Origin of the sequence: Streptomyces sp. AA4, assembly GCF_000158875.1 — a bacterium.
In the GTDB taxonomy this organism is placed as follows: Bacteria; Actinomycetota; Actinomycetes; order Mycobacteriales; family Pseudonocardiaceae; genus Amycolatopsis.
Genome location: NZ_GG657746.1, coordinates 1004833 through 1029839 on the forward strand (window position 1 = coordinate 1004833; position 25007 = coordinate 1029839).

Sequence of the window (25007 nt, forward strand, 5' to 3'; positions counted from 1 at the left end):
GCACGAGGCCGGTTGCCGCCCTCGCCCGAATGCGGGCAAGGGTGGTCGCCGCGAGTCGAATTACGCTCGAATCGCGGTGTGGGAATGGTGGAACGCAGAGCAAAGCTGATCCGGGCCTCGCCCCCGCGACGCCCGGATCAGGGAAGATGGCCTACCGGTGGCCGGTAAGCGAACAAGCAGAAACGTACTGAAGCGAATCCACTCAAGCCCCCTGATGTTTTGAGTTTCGCTTTAAGCCCCATTAGAGCTATACCGGGGCGGATAGTGACTGTCAATCGTCCGTTGGAGGTGGCCGCCGCGGCTATTGCGACAAGTGGGGGATACCGCGCGGTGACATCGAAGCGTCGTTGTGCCGGTTTTGTCTTGACTAAAGAAGTGGTTGCGCATTCGAACGCTTCGGTTAAGGTAAGCTGGTTCGCGCGAACGTCTTGGGGGCTAGCATTTTATTTATGGGGGAATTGTCACGCCGGGCGAGTGCCGCCGATGTGCGTGGTGAGCGTGGCCGCTGTCGTGGCGACTGCTTCGGCCAAGTCGGGGAAGGTTTCTGTACAGGGGCCGTCGTCCGGGCAGAGGTGGCGCAGCGTCACGCTGATTGCCGCCATGGGACGGGAACCGTGGTCGAAGACTGGGGCGGCGACAGAGGCGAAGCCCGCTGTCACGTGACCGTCTTCGACCGACCAGCCCAGGCGGCGTTCGGCGGCCAGGGTGCGGCGTAGCGCGGCCAGCGAATTGGGGCCGCGCGGCGTGCGCAGGACGAACGACGTGGCGGCGGGGAACAGCGCGCGGACGTGCGCGGCCGGCAGGTGCTGCAGCATCGCGCGGCCGGACGCGGTCAGGTGCGCGGGCAGGCGGACGCCGACGTCGGTGACCAGCGTTTCCGGGCGGGCTGGGCGTTCCTTGATCAGGTACAGCGATTCGTTGCCGTGCAGGACGCCCAGGTGCGCGGTGTGGCCGATGCGGTCGACCAGCTTGCGCAGCAGCGGCCCGGCGAGCCGCTCCAGCGGGTCGTGGCGCAGGTAGGCCGAGCCGAGTTCGAAGGCGGCGATGCCGAGGCCGTAGCGGCGTTCGGCGGGCAGATGGGTGACGAAACCGGCCGAGGTCAGCTCGTTGAGCAGGTGGTACGTCGTCGACCGAGGCAGGTCCAGGTCGCGGGCGATGGCCGCGGCCGAGACCGGGCCGGCGTGGCCGGCGAGCAGGCGCAGCACGGAGAGGCCGTTGCGCAGGGCGGGAACGTCGGAACTGCTCACGGGTGACTCCTCCGCCTCCTCCGGAACGGGTGCGAGGGGACCGCTCGCACCGCCCCAACGGAGTATGAGGGGTCCGTTCGCACCGGTGGTCGAGGCCCTCGCCACGTGTTGTCTTGGATACCAGACACTACCGCGAACTCCGCCCTGTCGCCGGGGCCCGCCGGGAGGTGCAATGGCGGCATGCCGGAACCAGTCCTCCTGAGCTCGAAGCCGATGACCGCGGCGCAGGTCGTCGACATCGTCCGCGGGCACGCGCACGTCGGGCTCGCCGAGACGGTCGAGAAGAACCTCGCCGCCACTCGCCAGCACATCGAAGACCTCGCCGACGCCACGTCGCCGACTTACGGGGTCTCGACCGGGTTCGGCGCGCTCGCCACGCGCCACATCCCGGTCGAGAGCCGCACCGCGCTGCAGCGCAGCCTGATCCGCTCGCACGCCGCGGGCGCCGGGCCCGCGGTGGAGCCGGAGGTGGTGCGCGCGCTGATGCTGCTGCGCCTGCGCACGCTGGCCAGCGGCTACACCGGCGTCCGCCCGCAGACGGCGCAAACGCTTGCGGCGCTGCTCAACGCGGACATCACGCCGGTCGTGCACGAGTACGGCTCGCTCGGCTGCTCCGGCGACCTCGCGCCGCTGGCCGCGGTCGCGCTGGCGTTGATGGGCGAGGGCGAGGTGTTCCACGCGGGCGAGCGGAAGCCCGCCGCGGACGCGTTGCGAGCGGCCGGGATCACCCCGGTCGTGCTGGCCGAGAAGGAAGGCCTCGCGCTCACCAACGGCACCGACGGCATGCTCGGCATGCTGCTGCTCGCCGCCGCCGACCTGCATCGGCTGCTGGACGTCGCGGACCTCACCGCGGCGATGAGCGTCGAGGCGCTGCTGGGCACCGACCGCGCGTTCGCCGCCGACCTGCAGGCGCTGCGCCCGCATCCCGGGCAGGCGACCAGCGCGGCGCGGATGTTCGCGGCGCTGCAGGGGTCGAAGATCGTGGAAAGCCACCGCGGTCCGGACTGCAACCGCGTGCAGGACGCGTACTCGCTGCGGTGCGCGCCGCAGGTGCACGGCGCCGCGCGGGACACGCTGACGCACGCGGAACTGGTCGCGGACCGGGAACTGCAGTCCGCGGTGGACAACCCGGTGGTGCTGGCCGACGGCCGGGTCGAGTCGAACGGCAACTTCCACGGCGCGCCGGTCGCGTACGTGCTCGACTTCCTCGCGGTGCCGGTGGCGGACGTGGCGAGCATCGCCGAACGCCGCACCGACCGGATGCTGGACCAGGCGCGGTCGCACGGGCTGCCGCCGTTCCTCGCGCACGACCCCGGCGTCGACTCCGGGCACATGATCGCGCAGTACACGCAGGCCGCCGTGGTCAGCGAGCTGAAGCGGCTCGCGGTGCCCGCCTCGGTCGATTCGATCCCGAGCAGCGCGATGCAGGAGGACCACGTCTCCATGGGCTGGTCCGCCGCGCGCAAGCTGCGCAAGGCGGTCGACGGCCTGACCACCGTGCTTGCCGTCGAACTGCTCACCGCGGCCCGCGCGCTCGATTTCCGCGCGCCGCTGCAGCCCTCGCCGGTCACCGGACGCGTCCGGGACCTGCTGCGCACCAAGGTCGAGGGTCCCGGCCCCGACCGTCACCTGGCGCCCGAGATCGCGGCCGCCGAAGAACTCGTGCGGTCGGGCGCTGTCCTGGCCGCGGCCGAACTGGAGGCCTGAGCAATGACTAGCACCGCCCGTACCGTCCGCGCCGCCCGCGGCACCTCGCTGACCGCGAAGAACTGGCAGACCGAGGCCGCGCTGCGGATGTTCCACAACAACCTCGACCCGGAGGTCGCCGAGCGGCCGGAGGACCTGGTCGTCTACGGCGGCACTGGCCGCGCCGCGCGCAACTGGGCGAGCTTCGACGCGATCACCCGCGAGCTGACCGCGCTGGAGCAGGACGAGACGCTGCTGGTCCAGTCCGGCAAGCCGGTCGGCGTGTTCCGCACGCACGAATGGGCGCCGCGGGTGCTGATCGCGAACTCGAACCTGGTGGGCGACTGGGCGACGTGGCCGGAGTTCCGCCGGCTCGAGCAGCAGGGCCTCACCATGTACGGCCAGATGACCGCCGGTTCGTGGATTTACATTGGCACGCAAGGCATTCTGCAGGGCACCTACGAGACGTTCGCCGCGGTGGCGAAGAAGCGGTTCGGCGGAACGCTGCGCGGCACGCTCACCGTCACCGCCGGGCTCGGCGGCATGGGCGGCGCGCAGCCGCTCGCGGTCACGATGAACGACGGCGTGGCGCTGTGCATCGAGGTCGACGCCCAGCGCGCGCACCGCCGCGTCGAGCACCGGTACCTCGACGAGGTGGCCGACGACCTGGACGACGCGATCCGCCGGGTCACCGCGGCGAAGAAGGAGCGGCGGCCGCTGTCGGTCGGCGTGGTGGGCAACGCCGCCGAGGTGCTGCCGGAGCTGCTGCGCCGCGACGTCGAGGTGGACATCGTCACCGACCAGACGTCGGCGCACGACCCGCTGTCCTACCTGCCCAAGGGCATCAGCGTGGACGACTGGCAGGACTACGCGGCCAAGAAGCCGGACGAGTTCACCGACCGGGCTCGCGAGTCGATGGCCGACCACGTGGACGCGATGCTCGGGTTCCTCGACCGCGGCGCCGAGGTGTTCGACTACGGCAACTCCCTGCGCGGCGAGGCGAAACTCGGTGGCTGCGAGCGCGCGTTCGACTTCCCCGGCTTCGTGCCCGCCTACATCCGGCCGCTGTTCTGCGAGGGCAACGGGCCGTTCCGCTGGGCCGCGCTGTCCGGCGACCCGGAGGACATCGCCGCGACCGACCGCGCGATGCTCGAGCTGTTCCCGGAGAACGAATCGCTGGCCCGCTGGATCAAGATGGCCGGCGAGCGGGTCGCGTTCCAGGGCCTGCCCGCCCGGATCTGCTGGCTCGGCTACGGCGAACGGCACCTGGCCGGCCTGCGCTTCAACGAGATGGTGGCCAGCGGCGAGCTGAAGGCCCCGGTCGTGATCGGCCGCGACCACCTCGACTCGGGCAGCGTCGCCTCGCCGTACCGCGAGACCGAGGGCATGGCCGACGGCTCCGACGCGATCGCCGACTGGCCGCTGCTCAACGCGCTGGTCAACACCTCGTCCGGGGCGAGCTGGGTGTCCATCCACCACGGCGGCGGGGTCGGCATGGGCCGGTCCATCCACGCCGGGCAGGTGAGCGTCGCGGACGGCACGCCGCTGGCCGCGCAGAAGCTGGAGCGGGTGCTCACGAACGACCCGGGCATGGGCGTCATCCGGCACGTCGACGCCGGGTACGACCGCGCGGCCGAGGTCGCCGACGAGCGCGGCGTGCGGGTGCCGATGCGGGAGCAGGCGTGACCGCGTCCGGACTGCTCGGCGAGATCGCCGACGTCGGGCGCGACGCCCGGCGCGGCGGTTACTCGCGGCACGCGTTCGACGCGCCGGAGCACGACCTGCGCACCTGGTTCGTCGAACGGGCGCAGCAGCTGGGCCTCGACGTCGAGACCGACCGCAACGGCAACCTGTGGGCGTGGTGGGGCGCTCCCGGCGCGGACGCGGTCGTCACCGGCAGCCATCTCGACTCGGTGCCGGGCGGCGGCGCGTTCGACGGGCCGCTCGGCGTGGTGAGTGCGCTCGCGGCGGTGGAAGCGTTGCAAGCCAAGGGGTTCCGTCCGAACAAGCCGTTCGCGGTGGTGGTCTTCGCCGAGGAGGAGGGCGGGCGCTTCGGCGTGCCGTGTCTCGGTTCGCGGCTGCTCACCGGGACGATCGACGCGGACCGGGCGCGGGCGCTGCGGGATCCGTCCGGCGTCACGTTCGCCGAGGCCGCGGCGAAGTCCGGGCTGGACGTGGACCGGGTCGGCGCGGACCCGGAGCGGCTCGGGCTGATCGGGCAGTTCCTGGAACTGCACGTCGAACAGGGCAGGGGGCTGATCGACCTCGGGTCGCCAGTGGCGGTCGGGAACACGGTGATCGCGCACGGCCGGTGGCGGTTCTCCTTTGCCGGACAAGGCAATCACGCCGGTGCGACGTTGCTCGCGGACCGGGTGGATCCGATGGTGCCCGCCGCCGAGACCGTCGTCGCGGTGCGGCGGCTGGCGCGGGAGAGGTCAGACGCGCGGGCGACTGTCGGACGGCTGGTGCCCACGCCGGGCGGCACGAACGTGATCGCGTCCACTGTGGACCTGTGGCTGGACGCGCGGGTGCCGGGCACTTCGACGCCGGAGCTGGTCGAGGAGATCGCTCAGGCGGCGCAAGCGGCTGCCAAGGAAGAAGGGTGCGAGCTGGCGGTCACGCGCGAGTCGTACTCCGACGACGTGGTGTTCGACGAGGAGCTGCGGCGGTCGCTGGGGGAATGGCTGGGCAATCCGCCCGAGCTGCCCACCGGTGCCGGGCACGACGCGGCGATCCTGGCGGGATTCGTGCCGTCCGGAATGCTGTACGTCCGCAATCCGACGGGGATCAGCCACGCGCCGGAGGAATTCGCCGAGGCGGACGACGTCGAGGCCGGGGCGCGGGCGCTGGCCGAGGTGCTGGAGCGGCTCGCGAGATGACCACGTACTGGTGCGAACGGGCCTGGCTGCCCGACGGGATCGCGGAGGCGGTCCGGATCGAGATCGCCGACGGCCGGATCGTTTCGGTGACCGCCGACGCGGAGAAGACCGGGACTATCCTCAATGGACTGACGCTGCCCGGGTTCGCCAACGGGCACTCGCACGCGTTCCACCGCGCGCTGCGGGGCCGGACGCACCACGAGCGGGGCACGTTCTGGACGTGGCGCGAGCGGATGTACTCGCTCGCCGCCCGGCTCGATCCGGATTCGTACTACCGGCTCGCGCGCGGCGTCTACGCGGAGATGGTGCTGGCGGGGTACACGAGCGTCGCGGAGTTCCACTACCTGCACCACGGTCCGGGCGGCACACCGTACGCGTCGCCGAACGCGATGGGCGACGCGTTGCGGCAGGCCGCACGGGACGCCGGGATCCGGATGACGCTGCTCGACACCTGCTATCTCGCGGGCGGCATCGGCGTGCCGCCGGACGAGGTGCAGCAGCGGTTCTCGGACGGTTCTGCCGAAAACTGGGCGGAACGCGTGGCGCTGCTGAAGGAAGACGACTTGTTCCGCATCGGCGGGGCGATCCACTCGGTGCGTGCGGTGCCGGAGTACGAGCTGCCGAAGGTGGACCACGCGGTGCCGAAAGACCGGCCGCTGCACATCCACCTCTCCGAGCAACGCGCGGAGAACGAGCAGTGCGAGGCCGCGTACCGCTGGACACCGACCGGGCTGCTCTGGGATTACGGCGTGCTCGGCGAGCGGCTCACCGCCGTGCACGCGACGCACCTGACCGAGCAGGACGTCAAGTGGCTGGGCGAATCCCGAAGCGGCGCGTGCTTCTGCCCGACCACCGAACGGGATCTCGGCGACGGCATCGGCCCGGCCCGGAGCCTGCTCGACGCGGGCGTGCGGCTCGGCATCGGGAGCGACAGCAACGCGGTGGTCGACGCGTTCGAGGAGACCCGGGCGCTGGAGCTGGACGACCGGCTCGCCAGCGAGGAACGGGGCCGGTTCACCGCGGAAGAGCTGCTCGCCGCGGGGACCGAGCACATCTCCGCGGGCTGGCCGGAGACCGGCACTATCGCCGCTGGCGCGGGGGCGGACCTGGTCACGGTCGCGACGGACACGGTGCGCACGGCCGGGATCGAACCGTCCGGCGTGCTGTTCGCCGCGGCGGCCGCGGACGTCCGTACCGTGGTGGTGGCCGGACGGGAAGTGGTGCGCGACGGCGCGCACGTGCTGATCGAACGACCGGAAACCGTATTGGCCAAGGAGATCGAGGCGCTGTGGCAGTTCTGATCACCGGAATCGGCGAGCTCACCACGAACGACCCGGAGCTGGGCAAGCTCCGCGACGCCGCGCTGGTGCTCGACGGCGAGACCGTCGCGTGGGCCGGACCGGCCGCGCAGGCGCCAGACGCCGACGAGCGGGTGGACGTCGAGGGCCGCGCGGTGCTGCCCGGGTGGGTGGACAGCCACACCCACCTCGTCTTCGCGGGCGACCGCACCGCCGAGTTCGAAGCGCGGATGGCCGGACAGGCTTACGCGGCAGGCGGGATCGCGGTCACCGTCGACGCCACGCGGGCGGCTTCGGACGAGCAGCTGGCGGCGAATCTGCGTCGACATGTCGAGGAAGCGGCTGCGCAGGGCACCACGTGCCTGGAGACGAAGACTGGGTACGGCCTCACTGTCGCCGATGAAGCGAGGTCGGCGCGGATTGCCGGCGAGGTCGCGGACGAGGTGACCTTCCTCGGGGCGCACCTCGTGCCGCCGGGTGCGGATGCGGAGTCCTATGTGGACTTGGTCTGCGGCGAGATGCTCGACGCGGTCGCGCCGCACGTGCGGTGGGCCGATGTGTTCTGCGAGACCGGAGCGTTCGACGAGGCGCAGTCGGCGCGGGTGCTCAAGGCGGCGGCGGAGCGCGGGCTAGGGCTGCGGGTGCACGGCAATCAGCTCGGCGAGGGTCCGGGCGTGCGGCTGGCCGTGGAACTTGACGCGGCGAGCGTGGACCACTGCACGTACCTGAGCGATGCCGATGTCGAGGCGCTCGCGTCGTCCAACACGGTCGCGACGGTGTTGCCTGCGTGCGATTTGTCCACGCGGCAATCGCTCGCTCCGGTACGGAGGTTGCTCGACGCTGGCGCGACGGTCGCCTTGGCGAGCAACGCGAACCCGGGCAGTTCGTACACCACGTCGATGGCGTTCTGCGTGACGACTGCCGTGCTGCAAATGCGGATGACGGTGGACGAAGCCGTGTGGTCGGCGACTGCCGGTGGCGCGCGGGCGCTTCGGCGCGAGGACGTCGGGTATCTGCGGCCGGGTGCGCGCGCGGATGTCCACGTGCTCGACGCGCCGTCCACCACGCATCTCGCTTATCGGCCCGGGGTCCCGTTGACCCACGCGGTGTGGCGGAAAGGAGCGAAGCTTCGTTAATCGGTGGCGAGCGAGTCCGCGGCTGCGCTACCGTAAAAGGGAACAGGACGCGCGAAAGACCATTGTCCGGTATGGGTTAGGCCGGACGAACCATTCGCTCTGTTTCCGAGCGCCCGGCTTAGGCGGGCCGAGCCCAGTGCGTCCCTCTCGAACCAGAACGTTGGTACGGAAGGGACTTCGCGGATGGCGAATAACTCGAACGATACTGTGCTCGTGATCGGCGCCGGGCTCGGCGGGCTGTGTCTCGCGCAGGGGCTGCGCAAAGCCGGGATCCCGTGCGAGGTCTACGAACGAGATTCCGCGCTCGACGCGCGCCGGCAGGGCTACCGGCTGCACATCGATTCCCGCGGCGACCAGGCGTTGCGGGAAGTCCTCCCGCCGCGGCTGCACGAGCTGTTCCTGGCCACCTCGGGACGGCCGCGCAACGCCACTACGATCTACGACAGCCAGCTGACTCCGCGCACCGAGTTCGTGCTGGACGACGGCGAGGTCCAGCGCAACGTCAACCGGTTCACGCTGCGGCAGATTCTGTTCCAGGGCCTCGACAACGTCCACTTCGGCAAAGAGTTCGTGCGGTACGAAAAGCACGAGAACGGCGTGGTCGCGCACTTCGCCGATGGCACGCAGGCGCACGGCGCGGTTCTCGTCGGCGCGGACGGCGTGAATTCGCCGGTGCGTCGCCAATATCTCCCGCACGCTCAGGTCGTCGACACCGGATTGCGCCAGCTGTACGCGAAAATCCCGCTCACCGCGGCGACCCGGGAACTGTTCGATCCGGCGATGTTCGCCGTGTTCAGCATCGTTTCCGGGCCGGAGAAACAGATGATCGGCTTCGCGCCGGTCGACTACCCGGAGCAGATCACCGCCGCCTGCGCGCGGCTCGCGCCGCAGGTCCGGCTCAGCCCCGACGAGCCGTACATGACCTGCGCTTACGGTGCCCGTCAGGAAATCTTCGGGCGGACGGACGACGAACTCCGCGCGTTGTCCGCCGACGACATGCAGAAACTCGTGCTCGACCGGGTCGCGGACTGGCATCCGCGCGTGCGCCGGATGGTCGAAAGCTGGCTCCCGGACTCGCCGTTCCTCGTATCGATCCGGACCAGCGTGCCGATCGGGCCGTGGGCGCCTTCGCGGGTGGTGCTGGTGGGTGACGCGATCCACGCGATGAGCCCGGCCGCCGGAGCGGGAGCGAACACCGCGATGCGCGACGGCGCCGCACTCGCCGCCGCGTTGCGCAGCGGCGGCGAACTGGACGCGATCGGGGAATACGAGGCGGAAATGCGCCGGTACGGATTCGACGCGGTACGCGAGTCCGCTGCGAATGGGGTGCGGCACCTGGGGCAGAACCCATTGCCGGAAATGTCCGTTCTATAAAGGCGCGGGAAGTGCGCGGGGGCAGAGTTCGTGCCCCCGCGTCCGGTCCCGCGCGCGGTCGGCGAGCGCGCGGGCAACGATAAAAGAGGACCAGCAGGTGAACGGCGGAAAACCTGGGGCACCGGCCAGCTTCAGTTCATTCAGAGTTCAACTACTGGCCACTCGCTGAGGGATCTGGAGACCCCGCCGGCGTCGGTACCGTCACTCCCGCAGGACACTCCGGACTGGAGAGCGGGCATGGACTTTTCTCTCATCGTCCTGGTGGTGATCGTCGCGGCGCTGGCCTTCGACTTCACCAACGGGTTCCACGACACGGCCAACGCGATGGCCACTTCCATCGCCACCGGTGCGCTGAAGCCCCGCGTCGCGGTCGCGATCTCCGCGGTGCTGAATCTCGTCGGCGCTTTTCTTTCGATCGAGGTCGCGAAAACCATTTCCGGCGGGATCGTCGACGACACCAAGGTCACGCCGGTGGTGATTTTCGCCGGATTGGTCGGGGCCATCGTCTGGAATCTCGTGACGTGGCTGGTCGGGTTGCCGTCGAGTTCGTCGCACGCGTTGTTCGGCGGGCTGATCGGGGCGACCTGGATCGCGTCCGGCGCGGACGCGGTGCACTTCGCGAAGGTCGTCGAAAAGGTGCTGATCCCGGCGATCGCGTCGCCGGTGGTGGCGGGCGTCGTCGCGATCGTCGGCACGTTCCTCGTCTACCGGATCACGGCCAAGTCCCGGCAGGACGTGGTCGGCAAGGGGTTCAAGACCGGCCAGGTGCTGTCGGCGAGCCTGGTCTCGCTCGCGCACGGCACCAACGACGCGCAGAAGACGATGGGCGTCATCACGCTCGCGCTGATCGCGGGCGGTTCGCTCGCGCCGGGGTCGAGCCCGCCGGTCTGGGTCATCCTCGCCTCCGGACTGGCGATCGCGCTCGGCACCTACTTCGGCGGCTGGCGGATCATCCAGACGATGGGCAAGAAGCTCACCGAAATCCAGACGCCGCAAGGGTTCGCCGCCGAGACGAGTTCCGCGGCGGTCATCCTGGCCTCGTCGCACCTCGGCTTCGCGCTGTCGACCACGCACGTCACCTCGGGCGGCATCATCGGCTCCGGGCTCGGCCGCAAACTCGCCGAGGTCCGCTGGGGCGTCGCGGGCAAGATGGTCATCGCCTGGGCGCTGACGCTGCCCGCCGCGGCGATCGTCGGGGCCGTCGCCGCCGCGGTCTCCACGCGCGGAAGCTGGGGCACCGTCCTCGTCGGCGGCGTCGGAGTGCTGCTCGCGCTGGGCATCTGGCTCGCGTCGCGGCGCAACCCGGTCACGCCGGCCACCGTCAACAACGAGCCGGAGGCCGCCGAGGCCGCCCCGGCCGCGGCCTGAGGGAGCACGACATGGCGATCAACTGGGGTGCTCTCGGCATCGTGTTCGTGGTAGCGCTGGCCGCGGCAGTCGTGCTGACCGGGCTGTTCGCATACGGGGTGCGCGGGCTGTCGGAGCGCGTGACGGCCCGCGCGAACGGCGGCAGCGGCACGGTGCAGCTGACCGGCGCAGTGGTGTGCTTCGCGGTCTGCGCTGCGGTGATCGGCTACGGGATCTACCTGATCGTGGCCTAGCCGAGCGCCGCCTCCGCGCGGGTTCGCAGTTCCTCCGGAAGCTCGTCGAGCAGCGGTCGCACCGTCGCTCGGCGGGCTTCGTTCAGGTGGGCAAGCACGTCCAACGCCGGCGCCCACAGCGATTCGTCCGCCGCGGCCGTGCGGACCAGCGCCGGCAGGCGGTCGTCGCCGAGCAGGCTGAGCATGTGGTCGATTCGGCTGCGGTCGTCCAGCACGTACGCGGTGCGCAGCAGACCGGCGTCGTCCAGCAGGCCGACGCAGCGGCGGACCGTGTCGTCCGGCAGGTGGCCGACGAACCGGCCCAGCGTGATCCAGTCCTCGCGGCGGGTCAGGTCCTCGGCGACCGCGACGACCGTCTGCACCGGAATGCGCGTGATGATCGAGGTGGCGCGTCGCGGGTCCAGTTCCGCGGCGACCGAGGCGAGGAATTTCGGCGACAGCCGTTTCGCGACGTCGACCCCGCGCGATACATCGACCAGCCCGGCGATCCGCGCGCACAGCAGCGGGCCGAACACCTTCTCCGCGATCTTCGCGGTCACCCCGGCCGGCAGCAGTCTGCTCGCCAGCGCCATCCGCTCCAGCACGACGAGGTTCGCGTCGAACAACGTGGTCGTCATCTGCTCGCGCAGCAGCCGCACCTCGCCCTGGTCGACGTCGGCGAGGTAGTCGAGGCGGGCCGGGTCGACGTCCAGCACCCGGGCGAGCTTGAGGATTTCCGGGTTCACAGGCCGACCGCTTTCCGCACCGCGCCGCGCAGCAGCGCCGGCACGTACTTCAGGCTTTCCTCACCCGCGCGGGCGAGCGCCTGGGCTTGCCGGTGCCGGGCGTCCCGCAACGCCGCCGCCAAATCCTGTTTGTGCTGCTCAGGCAGGGATTCGATGCCGTCCGGCAGGGGTGCGCCGAGCTGTTCGGCCAGGGTGCGTTCAGCCATGGTGACCCATCATGCCGCACGATCCCGCCCTTGACTTTCGGCAGTGGTGACGAATCGGGCGGCCCTTGTAGCGTCAGTGGAATGAAGGAGGCGACGCGCATCCGCTGGCGGGTGGCGTTCGACGTGCTGCTCTGGGCCGCGTTGTGCGGGTTCGTCGTGCTCGACGCGTCGAACAGCGCGCACGGCTGGGAACTCGCCTACGGACTGGCGTCGGTCACCGTGGCGATGGCGACGACCCGCGTGTATCCGGCGTTCGCCCTGGCGGTGGCGATGGCGACGGCGCTCGTCATCGCGTTCGGCTGGGGCGGCCGGGTGGCGGTGTGGGAGTTCTTCCTGATCGTCGTGATCTCCTACCTGGCCGGGCTGCGGCTGGCCAGGGCCCGGGCCGCGATGATCTGCTTTTTCGCCATCGCGGTGGCCGGGATTCCGCTGGCCATGCTGCCGACGTCGAGCTTCGACGCGTGGGGCGCGGTGCTCGGCACGCTGGCGTTCGCCGGGGTCGCGCCGTGCCTGCTCGGGCGGCACGTGCGGCTGCGGCGCGAACTCGCGCAGGACGGGTGGCGGCGCGCGGAAGAGATGGAGAGCAGGCACCGGCTGGTCGCGCAGGAAGCGCGGCTGCGGGAGCGGGCCCGGATCGCCAGCGACATGCACGATTCGCTCGGCCACGAACTGAGCCTGATCGCGGTGCGCGCGGCGGCGTTGGAAGTCGACCGCGAGCTTGGCGACAAGCAACGCGAGGCCGCCGGACAGCTCCGGGCGGGCGCGGCGACGGCGACGGAACGGCTGCGCGAGATCATCGGGGTGCTGCGCGAGGACGCCGCGCCGGTCGAACCGGTGCAGGGCGACCTGGGCGAGCTGATCGATCGCGCGCGGGCGTCCGGGATCGAGATCGGCGCGCGGATCGACAACCTGGACGGCGCGCCGCCGATGGTCGCCCGGGCGGTCTACCGCGTAGTGCAGGAAGGGCTCACGAACGCGGCGAAGTACGCGCCCGGCGCGGCGGTCACAGTGGTCGTGACCAGCAGCGGAGAGGCGACGGCCGTCCGGGTCCAGAACGCGCCGCCGCCCGCCGGACCGCTGCCCGGCCGGTCCGGCAAACGGGGGTTGATCGGCCTGCACGAGCGGGTGCGGCTGGTCGGCGGGAGCCTGACCGCGGGCCCGGCGAACGGCGGGTTCGAGGTGGCGGCGTGCTTGCCGCACGATTCGGCTCCCGTGCCCGAGCCGGACGACGACGGGATCGGGCAGGCCGCGCGCGAGCTGGAACGCGCCCGGCGCGCCGTCCGGTCGAGTCTGGTGCAGGCGATCGTGGTGCCGCTGGCGTTGTTCGGGGTGGTGCTCGGCGGGGCCGGGGTGACGTTCCTGGTGCAGTGGTCGTCGTCGGAGCTGCCGCCGGACTCGTACGAGCGGATCCAGCTCGGCACGCCGCGTTCGGCGGTCGAACCGCTGCTGCCCGCTCGCCAGCGCACGACGTTGCCCGCGATCAACGTGCCGCCGCAGCCTTCCGGGAGCACCTGCGAGTACTACGGGGCAGGCCGGAGCTGGCTCAACTTCAACTATGCCGTCTATCGACTGTGCTTTGTGGACGGTCGAGTGGCGAGCAAGGATCTGTACAGTGAGGACGAACCGTGATCCGCGTGCTGCTGGCCGATGACGAAGCGATGATCCGCGCGGGCGTGGCCGCGATCCTGGCCTCGGACAAGGACATCGAGGTGGTGGCCGAGGCCGCGGACGGACGCGAGGCGGTCGAACTGGCCCGGGCGAACCGGCCGGACGTCGCGCTGCTCGACATCCGCATGCCCGGTCTGGACGGCCTCGCCGCGGCGGAGGAGATCCGCAAGCTGGTGCCGGACACCGGTGTGCTCATGCTGACGACGTTCGGGGAGGACGAGTACATCGAACGCGCGCTCGGCCTCGGCGCGAGCGGATTCCTGCTCAAGGCGGGAGATCCGCGCGAACTGCTCGCCGGGGTGCACGCGGTCGCCGACGGCGCGGCGTTCCTGTCGCCGAAGGTCGCGCACCGGGTGATCACGCGCTTGTCCGGCAACCGGTTCAGCCGGGCCGCGACCGCCCGCGAGCGGGTGAGTGTCTTGACGAACCGCGAACGGGAAGTGCTGGTGCTGCTGGCCGAAGGACTGTCCAATGCGGACATCGCGGCGCGGATGTTCGTGGTGGAGGGCACGGTGAAGGCGCACGTGAGCACGATCCTGACCCGGTTGGACGTGCGGAACCGGGTGCAGGCCGCGATCACGGCTTTTGAAGCGGGACTGGTGTGAGCCTCGGCGGTTGCCAGCGGCTGATGTTCGCTCCGACGCGAGTGGTGACTGCCGCGGGCAGCAGCCGCGTGAAAGCTGCCCGCAGCGCGACCAACGCCGGATTGCGGAGAAGCGGGCCGCTGGCACCGGCTTGGATCGACGACTTCGCGACTTTCTGCGTGCGCGGGCGGCGTTCCGCGTCGTAACGGCGGAGTGCTTCGTCCACTGTGGACTTCTGGAGGCGCGAGGCCAGCACCACCGCGTCCTCCAGTGCCTGGCAACCGCCTTGTCCGAGGAACGGCGGCATCGCGTGCGCGGAGTCCCCGAGAAGCGCGATGCGGCCGCGGACGTAGGTGGGCAGCGGCGTGGCCAGGTGATACGTGTCGTGCAGCAGGATTTCCGGCGTGGCGTCGATCAGCTGCGGAATCGGTTCGCGCCAGCGTCCGTATTTCTCGCGCAGGTAAGCGCGGACGTCGTCGTGCCGGATCCCGGCCGGGCGGGCTTCGGAGACCCACCAGTACACCTCGTCGTCCAGCAGCGGCAGGAGGCCGACTTCGATCCCCGCTGCCCACGTCGTGCTCAAAGCAGGCTTCAGCGGCAGTTTGGCGATCCCGCGGAAGGCCGCACCGCCGCTGTACTCCACGCGCGCGGCCGGGAAAAGCGTCTGCCGGATCGGGCTGTTGATTCCGTCGGCTGCCACGATCAAGTCCGCCTCGATCGAACCGGAACCGTGGTGTACCACGCCGTTCTGCTCGACGCTGGTCACCTCGACCCCGGTCTTCAGGCATCCGTCCGGCAACGCTGACCGCAGAGCTTCGATCAAGTTCGCCCGGTGGATCGCGCCCAGCGGCAAGCCGTGGTTGCGCACGAAGAGGTCCGCGTCCCAGTTGGCCAGCCGGTGCCCGCGCCGGTCGACCAGGCCGCCGCCGCGCTGGGCCGAGAGCCGCGGCTCGACGCCCAGTTCGGCCAGCGCTCGCTGCGCGTTGGGCCACAACGAGATCCCCGCGCCGATGGCGGTCAACTCCGGGGCCCGTTCGAGCACCGTGACCTCCCAGCCGACCCGATGCAACCCGATCGCCGCAGCCAGTCCTCCGATGCCGCCCCCGACCACGACCGCGCTTCGCGTAGCCATGCCGACCTCCTCTACGTTTGTAGAGGACTCTACACCTGTAGTGTTCCGGGGGTGGAACGGAGAGCTGTGCTCGGCGACGCGGCCATCGAGGTGATCGCGGCCGAAGGCATGCGCGGGCTGACTCACCGCGCCGTCGACCGGGCCGCCGGGCTGCCCGCGGGCTCGACGTCGTACTACGCGCGGACCCGCCTCGCGTTGCTGGAGCTGGCCGCGGACCGGATGGTCGCGCTGGACGAGGCCGAGGTCGAGCCGCCGGAAGGGAAACTCGCGGAGTTCCTGGGCGCGGTGGTGCACCGCTCGATCACCGCCGGCCGGACCAGGATGCTCGCGCGCTACGAATTCGCCCTCGAGTCGGTCCGACGGCCGGAGTTGCGCCCTCGATACGACGCGGGCGGGCTGGAATTGCGCCGCCGGTGCGCGGAAGTGCTTGCCGCGGCTGGCTCTCCGACTCCGGAGGAGCACACCCGGGTGCTCATCGGGTGGCTCGACGGGTCGATCTTCGACGCGCTGGCGGGCACGGGCTCCGTCCACCCGCCGACCGAAGCCGAACTGGTGGCCGGAGCCCGTGCCGTGCTCGCCGGATTGGGCCTGCCGGACGCCTGATCAGGCGTCGCGGCGGTTCAGCAGCGCGGTCCCGGCGCCGATTCCCACGACCGCCCAGACGAGGCAGACCAGCACGCCGATCCACGGTCCGTAGGGCGGCAGGCCGCCGAGCAGCGGGTTCACGTCGCCCGGCGGCACCATCGCGTTCATCCCCGCGAAGGCCGGGAAATAGTCCATCGCGCCGGGAAACACGTACGACGACATCAGCATCGGCAACGGCAGCAGCAGCACGATCACCACCACCAACGTGCCCGCCGCACTGCGCAGCACGAACGAAATCCCCAGGCACAGCACGCCGAGCAGGGCGAAATACGCTCCCATGCCGACCGCGGTGCTCGCTCCCTGCGCCAGTGACGTGGGACCCCCAGCCCCACGCATCAGCACCGAAGCGACCCCCATGCCCAGCGCGGCGACCAGCACGCCGTACCCGAACAGCACCGGCACCAGTACCGCGGCCTTGGCGGCGGCGAGCCGGGCCCGCACCGGGACCCATTGCAGCGTCGAGCGAATCGACCCGCTGGTGTACTCGCTGGTCACGAACAGCGTCGCGACCGCGAGCACGCAGAACTCGACCAGATAGATCGCGCCGGAGTTGACGATGCCGTGCGCGGTCTGCTGCCGTTCGCTGCCCGCGTGCTGGGAAATCCCCGAAACGACCGAGTAGAACGCCATCAGCAGTATCCCGCCGGACAACGAGAGCCACGTCGCCCGCACCGACCAGAACTTCGTCCACTCCGCCGCGATCGCCAGCTTCGTCATGCCGTAACCCCGTATTCCACCGATCCGGCCGTCAGTTCCATGTACGCCTGCTCCAGCGAAGCGGTCCGCTCGGCAAGCCCGTGCAGCCGGACGCCCAGTTCGTAAGCCAGGTCCCCGATCTCGGCCGCGCTCGCCTCGTCCACGAGCAGTTCGCGGTCCTCGCCGGGCAGCACCGACCGGCCGTTCGCCCGAAGCCAGTCCGCGAGTTTCGCGCGCTCAGCCGGATCCGGGACGCGCACCGCGACCGACCGGCTCGAGTTGCCCGCGATGAAGTCGCCGATCGCCGCGTCGGCGAGGATCGCTCCCTTGCCGATGACCAGCAGCCGGTCCGCGGTCAGCTGCATCTCGCTCATCAGGTGGCTGGACACGAACACCGTGCGTCCTTCGGAAGCGAGCGAACGCATCAGCTGCCGCACCCAGCGGACGCCGTCCGGGTCGAGGCCGTTGACCGGCTCGTCGAACATCAGCACGCCCGGGTCGCCGAGCAGCGCGCCGGCGATGCCGAGCCGCTGGCTCATGCCGAGCGAGAACGTCCCGGTGCGCTTGCCCGCGACGTCGCTCAGCCCGACCGTCGCGAGCACCTCCTCGACGCGGCTCGCGGCGATTCCGTTGCTGCGCGCCATCGCGAGCAGATGCTTGCCCGCGCTGCGGCCGGGATGCACGGCTTTCGCATCCAGCAGCGCGCCGACTTCCCGCAGCGGAAATCGCAGTTCCGCATACGGTTTGCCGCGGATCAGCGCGTCGCCGGAGTCCGGCCGGTCGAGTCCGACGGTCATCCGCATGGTGGTGGACTTGCCCGCGCCGTTCGGGCCGAGGAACCCGGTCACCGTGCCCGGCTCGAGGACCGAGGTGAGGCCGTTGACCACGGTTTTCTGGCCGTAGCGCTTCGTCAATCCGCGAAACGTGATCATAGAGCGAAGTCTGCGCCCGGGCGGGGTGCGCGGACATCAGCCGACCGTCCCGGGCCGACCCCGACTTTCGGCAGGGGTCAGCGCGACCGGCGGGTGGTGTGCCGGGTCGGTTTGGCGGTCGCCGGGTCCTCCGGCCACGGGTGTTTCGGATAGCGTCCCCGCAGGTCGGCGCGGACGGCGGCGTATCCGGTGCGCCAGAACGATTCGAGATCGGCGGTGACCGCGGCCGGGCGGCCGGCGGGCGAGAGCAGGTGCAGTACCACCGGCACGCGGCCGTCGGCGAGCGACGGCGTCTCGGTCCAGCCGAACGTCTCCTGCAATTTCACCGCGAGCACCGGCTGGTCCCCCTGGTAGTCCACGCGGTAGTGCGAACCGGACGGGACTTCGAGCCGGTCCGGCGCGAGTTCGTCGAGCCGCGCGGCTTCGGGCCAGGGGAGCAAGCCGCGCAGGGCGGATCCGGCGTCGACGTTCGCCAGATCGGCTCGGCGGCGGACCCTCGAGAGGTCCAGCCAGCTGTCCACATCGGACAGCAGTGATTCGTCGGCCACGGACGGCCACGGTTCGCCCAGGACGCGATGCAGAAACGCCAGGCGTTCGCGGAGGCGGGTGCCGTCTTGGCTCCAGCGCAGCAAACCGAGGCCTTCGGCGCGGAGCCCGGCGACCACCGCGTCGTGGACCAGTTGCGGGTCTGGATTGCGCAGCGGCTTTTCCGACAGCACGATCGCGCCCAGGCGGCGGACGTGTCGGGCGACGACCTCGCCGTCCCAACGCACTTCGTCCACTTCGGACACCAGGGTCGGCGCGGCTCGGACGGCCAGTGTTTCGTCGGCGGTCGCGGCGAGGCGGATGGTCCCGTGCACCCGGCCCGGGTCGCGGGTGGCTTCGGCGACGGCCAGCCATTCGGCGTCGCCCAACCCGCTGCCGCTCGGCAGTTCGGCTGCGGTGCCGCTGGCCATCAGGTACACCGGGGCCGATCCCGCGCGCCGCCGCGCCAGACGTTCCGGGTGCGCGAGAGCGACGACGAGCGCGGGGTCCGGGTCTGCTTTCGCTGGCGAATTAACCAGAGCGGCCAGCCGTTTCGCGTCCCGCTGCCAGCGACGGGCGGCGTCGTCGTGCGCGGAACGGAGCCGGCGCAGTTCGGCTTCGACGTCGGTCAGCGTCGCTCCGGTGTCAAGCAGCGCAACGACTTCTGCGGCGGCTCGGGCACCGACGGCCTCAGCCCCGTCCAGCAACGCGCGCGCCAGCCGGGGATGCAGACCGAGGTCGGCCATCTTTTGTCCGCGCGGCGTGACCGCACCGTCGGCGGTGGTCGCGCCGAGCGTGACGAGCAGGCTTCGCGCGGCGGCCAGCGCGCCTTCGCCGGGCGGATCCCACCAGGCGAGGCCGGTCCCGTCCGGCGTCGACCAGCAGGCGAGTTCCAGTGCGAACCGCGCCAGTTCGGCGGTGCGGATTTCCGGCTCCGGATACGCGGGCAGCGTCGCTTGCTCGTGCTCCGGCCAGCACCGGTACGCGCGGCCCGGCGCTTCCCGGCCCGCGCGACCAGCGCGTTGTTCCGCCACCGCGGCCGAAACCCGCACCGTGGCGAGCCCGGCGAGACCGCGTCGATGGTCCACCCGCGGGACGCGCGCGAGACCCGAGTCCACGACCGCGCGGACGCCGGGCACAGTCAGGCTCGACTCGGCGACGGCGGTCGCCAGAACTACCCGGCGCCGGTCGCGGGGCCGCAAGGCTTCGTCCTGCCGGGCAGCGGAAAGCCGTCCGTGCAGCGGGAGTACGTCCGCGTCCAGCGAACTCAGCAACGCCGACGTACGCGCGATCTCCCCGGCGCCCGGGAGGAACGCGAGCACATCACCATCTCCTTCGGACAGCGCTTTCCGGACTGCCGAGGCGACCGCGGCTTCCGGACGTTCCCCGCGCACCGGAGCGCGATAACTCAGCTCGACCGGGTACGTGCGGGCGTGCGCGGTGATCACCGGAGCGTCGCCGAGCAGTGCGGCCAGCCGTCCGGACGCGACTGTCGCCGAGGTCGCGAGCAGCCGCAGGTCGTCGCGCAATCCGGCGCGGACGTCGAGGAGCAAGGCGAGCAGCAGATCAGCGTCGAGATGGCGTTCATGGCATTCGTCCAGCAGGACCGTCGACACCCCGGCCAGTTCGGGATCGTGCTGCACGCGGCGCACCAGCAGCCCCGACGTGACCACCTCGATCCGCGTGCGCGACGAGACCTTCCGGTCGCCGCGCACGGCGTACCCGACCGTCTCGCCGACCGGTTCGCCCAGCAGCGCGGCCATCCGCCCGGCGGCGGCCCGGGCAGCGAGCCGGCGCGGTTCGGCGACCACGACGCGTCCCTCGCCGCGGTTCAGCGCGAGCGGCACGAGCGTCGTCTTGCCGGTGCCGGGCGGGGCGACGAGCACCGCGGCGCCGTGGTCGTCGAGCGCGCTCAGCACGGACGGCAGCACCGCGCGGACGGGCAGGTCCGGCAGCGAGGCTAAGTCGGTCACTGCTCGGTGATCTCCGGTGGATTCGGCAACGGGTAGTTCGACGGCCCGATGTTCGCCTCCAGCGACTTCCGCCAGGCCCCGGTCGACACCATCTTCCGGATCGCGTCGTCCACCGCGTGCTGGCCCTCGGTGTCGCCCTTGCGCAGGCCGATGCCGTACCGCTCGGCGGAGAACGGGCGGCCGACCACCTTCAGCAGCTCCGGGTTCTGCGCGGCGTACCCGGCGAGGATCACCGCGTCCGTGGTCACCGCGTCGACCTGGTTGGCCAGCAGCGCGGTGACGCAGTCGGGGTACCGCGGGTACTCGACCAGCTTCACCATCTGCGCGAACTTGTCCTTCACCATCTGCGCGGGCGTCGAGCCGGTGACCGAGCAGAGCCGTTTGCCGTTGAGGCTTTCCGGACCGGTGATGTCCGGCGAGGTGAGCCGCACCAGCAGGTCCTGGCCGGTGACGAAGTACGGTCCGGCGAAGCTCACCCGCTGCTTCCGCTTGTCGGTGATCGAATAGGTGGCCACGACCAGGTCGACCGCGCCCGAGGTGAGGTCCGTTTCGCGGCGGGCCGGGGTGGTCTCGTGCCAGGTGATGCGGTCCGGTTCGACCCCCAGTTCGCGCGCGACGAAAGTGGCGACGTCGACGTCGAAACCGGCGAGCCTGCCGTCGACGGTTCGCTGCGAAAGGCCGGGCGCGTCGAACCGGATTCCGATCGTCAGGTGGTTGCCGTCACGCGCCCGGGTGGGAAGCGGATCGTCCTTGGATACCGTCGACGAACCGCAGGAGACGCAGCTGACCAGCAGAAACAGTGCGGCAACCAGTGCGCGAATCCGCATCGGTGCCTCCGCTTCGCCGGTTGGCTGCTCACATGGTTCTCAGGTCAGACGGCTAGCCTAAGCGCGTGCGCCGACTGCCCCAACCTGTACTCGACACCATCGGCACGCTCGCCCGGCTCGGGCTGGCTGCCGTGTGGCTCGTGTCCGGCGGCCTGAAGATCGCCGATCCGGGGCAGACGTACATCGCCGTGCAGGCTTACGACGTGCTCCCGCACGCGCTGGTGCGCCCGGTCGCCACCGGGCTGCCGCTGCTGGAGCTGGTGCTCGGGCTGCTGCTGCTAGCCGGGCTGGCCACGCGCTGGGTCGCGGCTGCTTCGCTCCTGCTGCTGGCAGTGCTCGTCGCGGGCATCGCGCAGTCGTGGGCGCGCGGGCTGAGCATCGACTGCGGCTGCTTCGGCGGCGGCGGGCGCGTGGACGCCGGGAAGACCGAGTACCCGCAGGAGATCCTGCGCGACACCGGTTTCGCCCTGCTCGCGGTGTGGTTGCTCGTCCGGCCGCGCACGTGGCTTTCGGTCGACGGCTGGCTCGGCTGGGGCAAGGGCAGGAACGCCGGGAACTCGGGCGGGGCCTCGGACGACTACCCCAAGGGCATCGCGGAAGGGAATTAGGAACAGTGGGTGGAGCTGCGCGCAACGCGCGGAAAAGCCGTCAGCAGGCGGCGGCCGCGAGGTCGGTCGCCCAGGCGCGGGGCTCGAACAGCGACCGGAACAAGATCATCGCGGTCGTGGTCGCCGTCGTGGTGGTCGCCGCGCTCGTGATCGGCGGCGTGCTCTGGATCAACTCGAGCAAGAACGCCACGCAGGACAGCGCGATCCAGCCGAGCACGACCTCGGCGCTCGGGCCGGGCGTGGTCGAGAAGCGCGACGGGGCCGTGGTGACGGTCGGCAAGCCGGGCGCGCCGAAGACCATGGACCTGTACGCGGACTTCCTGTGCCCGTACTGCGCGAAGCTGCAGCAGGACTTCGGGGCGCGGATGGAGAAGGCGATCAACGACGGCCAGCTCTCCGTGCGCTACCACATGGTCATCCTGCTCAACAAGAACTCGGACCCGCCGGGCTACTCGCTCGACTCGGCCAACGCCGCGCTCGCCGCCGCCGACCAGCAGAAGTTCACCGCGTTCCACGACGCGCTGTTCAAGAACCAGCCGCCGGAGGGCGGCCGCGGGTACGACAAGGCCCAGCTGATCAAGCTCGGCCAGGACCTCGGGATCAGCGACCCGAAGTTCGCGCAGGCGGTCAACAGCGGCGCCTACGATCAGCAGCTGCAGGCCGCGTTCCAGCAGATCCAGAACGACCCGAAGCTGCAGCAGGACTTCGGCAACGGCCAGATCGGCTTCGGCACGCCGACGGTCGCGGTCGACGGCAAGGCCGTTCCGGCGCAGGGCGACTGGCTGTCGAAGATCCTCAACGGCTGACCTGATCCGGTCATTTCGCCTGTCCGGGCACAACTCGTCCGCTAACCTGGGCCGCAGGGCTCAGGGGAGGGGCGGGTTGTGTCCGGTTTTCATGTCGACGACGGCGCGTACGAGAACTACGCGAAGCAGGTCGACCCACTCGGCGACGAGGTGCGTTCCGCGGCGAAGGCGCACATCGGCCCGCACGTGACGCTGTCCGGCGACGGGTTCTCCGCGATCGGCGACGAATCCGGCTTCGCCGGCGCGTACGGCGCGCGGATGCGGGCGTTGCAGGAACGGATGCACGCCCTCGGCGGCGGCTGGCGCGACGTCGGCGAGGCCGCTCGGCGCACGCAGGGCAATTACGCCGCGGTCGAGCAGGAACACGGCGACGCGATGCGCAGGCTTTCGTGAACGCTCCAGTCGATCATCTGGTCCGCAACGGACTGGACACCACCAATCAGTTCGCCGCGAAGCTGAAGCACGATCCGGCGGCGATCAACGGCGCGCGCGACGGACATGTCGCGCTGCAGACGTCCGTCGGCCAGGCCAATCAGCACGCGGGCGCGCAGCGGGTGAATCTGGCCCAGGCCAGTTCCGGGGCGACCTCGGAGCGGGCGGTCCAGACGTCGAAGGATCTGGAGAAGGAGGTCCAGGACCTTCTCGACGAGAGCGCGGAAATCGAGCGGGCGGTCGCGGAAGCCGCGGAGACGCTGCACGTCGGCGAGATCCGCCACGACCAGGTGCGGGACGAGATCCTGCGGGAGATCGCGTCCTCGATGAAGGCGCTGGCGGCGGTCAACGGGATCCAGCCGCCGGAGAGCCGAGCGGCCGCGGCGCGGCAGATTCTTTTGCAGCTGCAGACGAAGATCGGGCAGTTGACCGGGCAGGCGGCCACGTTCACCGAGGAGACGCTCGGGAAGCTGACCGGGTTGGGGCAGCGGCTCGGCGGGTCGGAATCGACGTCCGCGAGCAGTGCCACGACTTCGGTGCCGCAGGCGTTCAACAACAACGGCGCGCACGTCAGCCACGGCGGTGGCGGCGGCGACAGCGGCGGCGGTGGCGGAGGTGGCGGCGGGTATGCCGGGAAGCCTCGGCTGCCGGTCGCTGTTCCGCCGCAGCCGGGCAGTGGCGTCGGGATCAACCTGCCGGGCGGGAAAACCGTGATGGCACCGAACGAAACCGCGGCCAAGGCGGTTCGGGCGGCGTTGTCTCAGCTGGGCGTGCCGTATGTGTGGGGCGGGACCGCGCGCGGGCAGGGGCTCGACTGCAGCGGGTTGACCATGACGTCCTATCAGGACGCTGGGTTGCAGTTGCCGCGGACGGCGAAGCAGCAGACGGTCGGGGCTGAGGTGCCTTCGATCGACCAGTTGCTGCCCGGGGATTTGGTGGTGTGGTCCGGGCACGTCGCGATGGTGATCGGCGACGGGCAGATGGTCGAGGCCGGGGATCCGGTGCAGATCAGCAAGATCCGGACGACCAACGCCGGGCAGCAGTTCATCGGGTTCTACCGGCCGACGGGGTGAGTGGTGGCTGAGTTCGACATGGATCACGCGGTGGCGCGGGTGATGGAGGAGGCTTCCCGGACCGGGGAGGCGGCTGCTGCGCGGTTCGAGCGGGCTGGGCCGGTGGTGGGGAAGGCTGCTGCTGGCGGGGTGTCCGTGGAGGTCGCGCCGGGTGGGTTGCTGACCGGGCTGACGTTGACGCGGGCCGCGTTGCGTGGTGGGTCGGACGCGGTGGCTTCGCAGATTGTGGAGCTGTCGCGGCGGGCTGAGCGGCGGGCTGGGGATCGGATGCATCAGGTGTTGGCGCCGGTGCTGGGGGCGGAGGCGGTGGCCGCGTTGGGGTATGAGCCGTTGGCTGAGGATGATCCGGATTTCTATGACGAAGAGCCGGTGACGTGGTGAGGACTTCGGAGCTGATCGAGCTGGCTCGGTCGCGCGAGGCGGCGTTGGGGCAGGTGGCCGCGGTGATGGGGGAGGCTCGGGGGTCGGCTCATGCGGTCGATGGGTCGGTTGAGGTGACCGTGGATGCGTTGGGGGCGTTGAAGCGGTCGTGGCTTGCTCCGTCCCTGATGGGTTGGGATCCTTCGCGGGTTTCGGCTTTGGTGCTTGAGGTGGTTCGGGTGGCTATGGCTGAGGCTGAGCAGGATTGCTACAACCGGGTGGGGTTGTTGTTGGGGGAGGAGACTGGGTTGCTGGTGGAGGCGTTGTCTGGGAAGGCGGCTCCGGCTCGTTCGGCTGAGGATGATCCTGGGATGACTGTGGAGGAGTTTCAGCGGTTGCGGGCGGAGAGGCGGGGTGCTTCTGCTCCTGCTTCGGCTTCGGCTGGTGTGGAGGAGTGGGAAACGTTTGATCCGGCTTCTTTGCGGTCGGATCGGTGAGTTCTTGGGCGGCTCGTCGCCCTGGCGGGCGACATTGCCGTTTTTCGTGGTTGGTTGGGCACCCCGATTTTTTTTTTGACTACGGCGCTGGGGTGCT

Annotated in this window: 25 protein-coding genes; 17 read left to right on the forward strand and 8 right to left on the reverse strand. The window is 70.6% G+C overall.

The annotated features are described in order from the left end of the window. Nucleotides 1-461 precede the first annotated feature (461 nt). Nucleotides 462-1247 (reverse strand): IclR family transcriptional regulator, encoded by a 786-nt coding sequence (locus SSMG_RS04815; RefSeq protein WP_009073316.1) that lies wholly within the window; start codon nucleotides 1245-1247, stop codon nucleotides 462-464. 180 nt (nucleotides 1248-1427) lie between these two features. Between SSMG_RS04815 and hutH the strand changes: the two genes are divergently transcribed. The 8 genes from hutH to SSMG_RS04855 all read left to right on the forward strand — a co-directional run bounded on the left by hutH (nucleotide 1428) and on the right by SSMG_RS04855 (nucleotide 11221). Further along, a complete protein-coding gene (hutH, locus tag SSMG_RS04820) occupies nucleotides 1428-2954 on the forward strand; it encodes a histidine ammonia-lyase (protein WP_009073318.1) in 1527 nt (508 codons plus the stop codon). 3 nt (nucleotides 2955-2957) lie between these two features. Beyond that, the gene (hutU, locus tag SSMG_RS04825; protein ID WP_009073319.1) at nucleotides 2958-4619 is read left to right on the forward strand and encodes a urocanate hydratase; all 1662 of its coding nucleotides are present in this window, start codon (nucleotides 2958-2960) and stop codon (nucleotides 4617-4619) included. Beyond that, nucleotides 4616-5812, forward strand: coding sequence for an allantoate amidohydrolase (locus SSMG_RS04830; RefSeq protein WP_009073321.1), 1197 nt, complete (start codon nucleotides 4616-4618; stop codon nucleotides 5810-5812). The genes hutU and SSMG_RS04830 overlap by 4 nt, the downstream gene beginning before the upstream one ends. Next, the gene (locus SSMG_RS04835; RefSeq protein WP_009073323.1) at nucleotides 5809-7113 is read left to right on the forward strand and encodes a formimidoylglutamate deiminase; all 1305 of its coding nucleotides are present in this window, start codon (nucleotides 5809-5811) and stop codon (nucleotides 7111-7113) included. Before SSMG_RS04830 ends, SSMG_RS04835 begins: the two co-directional genes overlap by 4 nt. After that, nucleotides 7101-8246 carry an imidazolonepropionase gene (gene hutI, locus SSMG_RS04840; RefSeq protein ID WP_009073325.1) on the forward strand — a complete coding sequence of 382 codons (1146 nt, stop codon included), beginning with the start codon at nucleotides 7101-7103 and terminating at the stop codon, nucleotides 8244-8246. The genes SSMG_RS04835 and hutI overlap by 13 nt, the downstream gene beginning before the upstream one ends. A 183-nt stretch (nucleotides 8247-8429) precedes the next feature. Beyond that, nucleotides 8430-9620 (forward strand): NAD(P)/FAD-dependent oxidoreductase, encoded by a 1191-nt coding sequence (locus tag SSMG_RS04845; protein ID WP_009073327.1) that lies wholly within the window; start codon nucleotides 8430-8432, stop codon nucleotides 9618-9620. A gap of 237 nt (nucleotides 9621-9857) precedes the next feature. Continuing rightward, nucleotides 9858-10988, forward strand: a complete 1131-nt coding sequence (locus tag SSMG_RS04850; RefSeq protein ID WP_009073329.1) for an inorganic phosphate transporter — start codon at nucleotides 9858-9860, stop codon at nucleotides 10986-10988. A gap of 11 nt (nucleotides 10989-10999) precedes the next feature. Then, nucleotides 11000-11221, forward strand: coding sequence for a hypothetical protein (locus SSMG_RS04855; RefSeq protein WP_009073330.1), 222 nt, complete (start codon nucleotides 11000-11002; stop codon nucleotides 11219-11221). On the opposite strand, the gene SSMG_RS04860 is transcribed toward SSMG_RS04855, so the two are convergent. Together SSMG_RS04860 and SSMG_RS44610 are read right to left on the reverse strand one after the other, a co-directional pair. Next, the gene (locus SSMG_RS04860; protein WP_009073332.1) at nucleotides 11218-11946 is read right to left on the reverse strand and encodes a hypothetical protein; all 729 of its coding nucleotides are present in this window, start codon (nucleotides 11944-11946) and stop codon (nucleotides 11218-11220) included. The two genes, SSMG_RS04855 and SSMG_RS04860, sit on opposite strands and share 4 nt — an antisense overlap. After that, nucleotides 11943-12152, reverse strand: coding sequence for a hypothetical protein (locus tag SSMG_RS44610; RefSeq protein ID WP_037355092.1), 210 nt, complete (start codon nucleotides 12150-12152; stop codon nucleotides 11943-11945). The genes SSMG_RS04860 and SSMG_RS44610 overlap by 4 nt, the downstream gene beginning before the upstream one ends. 81 nt (nucleotides 12153-12233) lie before the next feature. On the opposite strand from SSMG_RS44610, the gene SSMG_RS04870 reads away from it, so the two are divergent. Both SSMG_RS04870 and SSMG_RS04875 read left to right on the forward strand, forming a co-directional pair. Continuing rightward, a complete protein-coding gene (locus SSMG_RS04870; protein ID WP_037712586.1) occupies nucleotides 12234-13781 on the forward strand; it encodes a sensor histidine kinase in 1548 nt (515 codons plus the stop codon). Beyond that, a complete protein-coding gene (locus SSMG_RS04875) occupies nucleotides 13778-14425 on the forward strand; it encodes a response regulator transcription factor (RefSeq protein ID WP_009073336.1) in 648 nt (215 codons plus the stop codon). The genes SSMG_RS04870 and SSMG_RS04875 overlap by 4 nt, the downstream gene beginning before the upstream one ends. On the opposite strand, the gene SSMG_RS04880 is transcribed toward SSMG_RS04875, so the two are convergent. Then, complete coding sequence (locus SSMG_RS04880; protein ID WP_009073340.1) at nucleotides 14397-15536, reverse strand: FAD-dependent monooxygenase; 1140 nt, start codon at nucleotides 15534-15536, stop codon at nucleotides 14397-14399. The genes SSMG_RS04875 and SSMG_RS04880 overlap by 29 nt on opposite strands. A 51-nt stretch (nucleotides 15537-15587) precedes the next feature. Here SSMG_RS04880 and SSMG_RS04885 point away from each other — a divergent pair, with 51 nt between their 5' ends. Beyond that, nucleotides 15588-16139: a TetR/AcrR family transcriptional regulator gene (locus SSMG_RS04885; RefSeq protein WP_037712588.1), complete on the forward strand. Its 552-nt coding sequence runs from the start codon at nucleotides 15588-15590 to the stop codon at nucleotides 16137-16139. On the opposite strand, the gene SSMG_RS04890 is transcribed toward SSMG_RS04885, so the two are convergent. From SSMG_RS04890 to SSMG_RS04905, 4 genes are all read right to left on the reverse strand, one after another. Next, complete coding sequence (locus SSMG_RS04890) at nucleotides 16140-16898, reverse strand: ABC transporter permease (protein WP_009073342.1); 759 nt, start codon at nucleotides 16896-16898, stop codon at nucleotides 16140-16142. Beyond that, nucleotides 16895-17809 (reverse strand): ATP-binding cassette domain-containing protein, encoded by a 915-nt coding sequence (locus SSMG_RS04895; RefSeq protein ID WP_009073343.1) that lies wholly within the window; start codon nucleotides 17807-17809, stop codon nucleotides 16895-16897. Before SSMG_RS04895 ends, SSMG_RS04890 begins: the two co-directional genes overlap by 4 nt. Before the next feature lie 77 nt (nucleotides 17810-17886). Beyond that, nucleotides 17887-20307: an ATP-dependent helicase HrpB gene (hrpB, locus tag SSMG_RS04900; RefSeq protein ID WP_009073345.1), complete on the reverse strand. Its 2421-nt coding sequence runs from the start codon at nucleotides 20305-20307 to the stop codon at nucleotides 17887-17889. Further along, nucleotides 20304-21134 (reverse strand): glutamate ABC transporter substrate-binding protein, encoded by an 831-nt coding sequence (locus tag SSMG_RS04905; protein ID WP_009073346.1) that lies wholly within the window; start codon nucleotides 21132-21134, stop codon nucleotides 20304-20306. Before SSMG_RS04905 ends, hrpB begins: the two co-directional genes overlap by 4 nt. 65 nt (nucleotides 21135-21199) lie before the next feature. Here SSMG_RS04905 and SSMG_RS04910 point away from each other — a divergent pair, with 65 nt between their 5' ends. From SSMG_RS04910 to SSMG_RS47540, 6 genes are all read left to right on the forward strand, one after another. Then, entirely contained in the window at nucleotides 21200-21742 is a 543-nt protein-coding gene (locus SSMG_RS04910; protein ID WP_286156932.1) for a MauE/DoxX family redox-associated membrane protein, read from the forward strand. 5 nt (nucleotides 21743-21747) lie between these two features. After that, nucleotides 21748-22548, forward strand: a complete 801-nt coding sequence (locus SSMG_RS04915; RefSeq protein WP_009073350.1) for a thioredoxin domain-containing protein — start codon at nucleotides 21748-21750, stop codon at nucleotides 22546-22548. Between the two features lie 78 nt (nucleotides 22549-22626). Further along, on the forward strand, nucleotides 22627-22941 hold the full coding sequence (locus SSMG_RS04920) for a hypothetical protein (protein ID WP_009073352.1): 315 nt from the start codon (nucleotides 22627-22629) through the stop codon (nucleotides 22939-22941). Next, a complete protein-coding gene (locus SSMG_RS04925) occupies nucleotides 22938-24053 on the forward strand; it encodes a C40 family peptidase (protein ID WP_009073354.1) in 1116 nt (371 codons plus the stop codon). Before SSMG_RS04920 ends, SSMG_RS04925 begins: the two co-directional genes overlap by 4 nt. A 3-nt stretch (nucleotides 24054-24056) precedes the next feature. Further along, nucleotides 24057-24434 (forward strand): YbaB/EbfC family DNA-binding protein, encoded by a 378-nt coding sequence (locus tag SSMG_RS04930; RefSeq protein ID WP_199785801.1) that lies wholly within the window; start codon nucleotides 24057-24059, stop codon nucleotides 24432-24434. A 65-nt stretch (nucleotides 24435-24499) separates the two neighbouring features. Further along, nucleotides 24500-24910 (forward strand): YbaB/EbfC family nucleoid-associated protein, encoded by a 411-nt coding sequence (locus tag SSMG_RS47540; RefSeq protein ID WP_353611792.1) that lies wholly within the window; start codon nucleotides 24500-24502, stop codon nucleotides 24908-24910. Nucleotides 24911-25007: the final 97 nt, after the last annotated feature.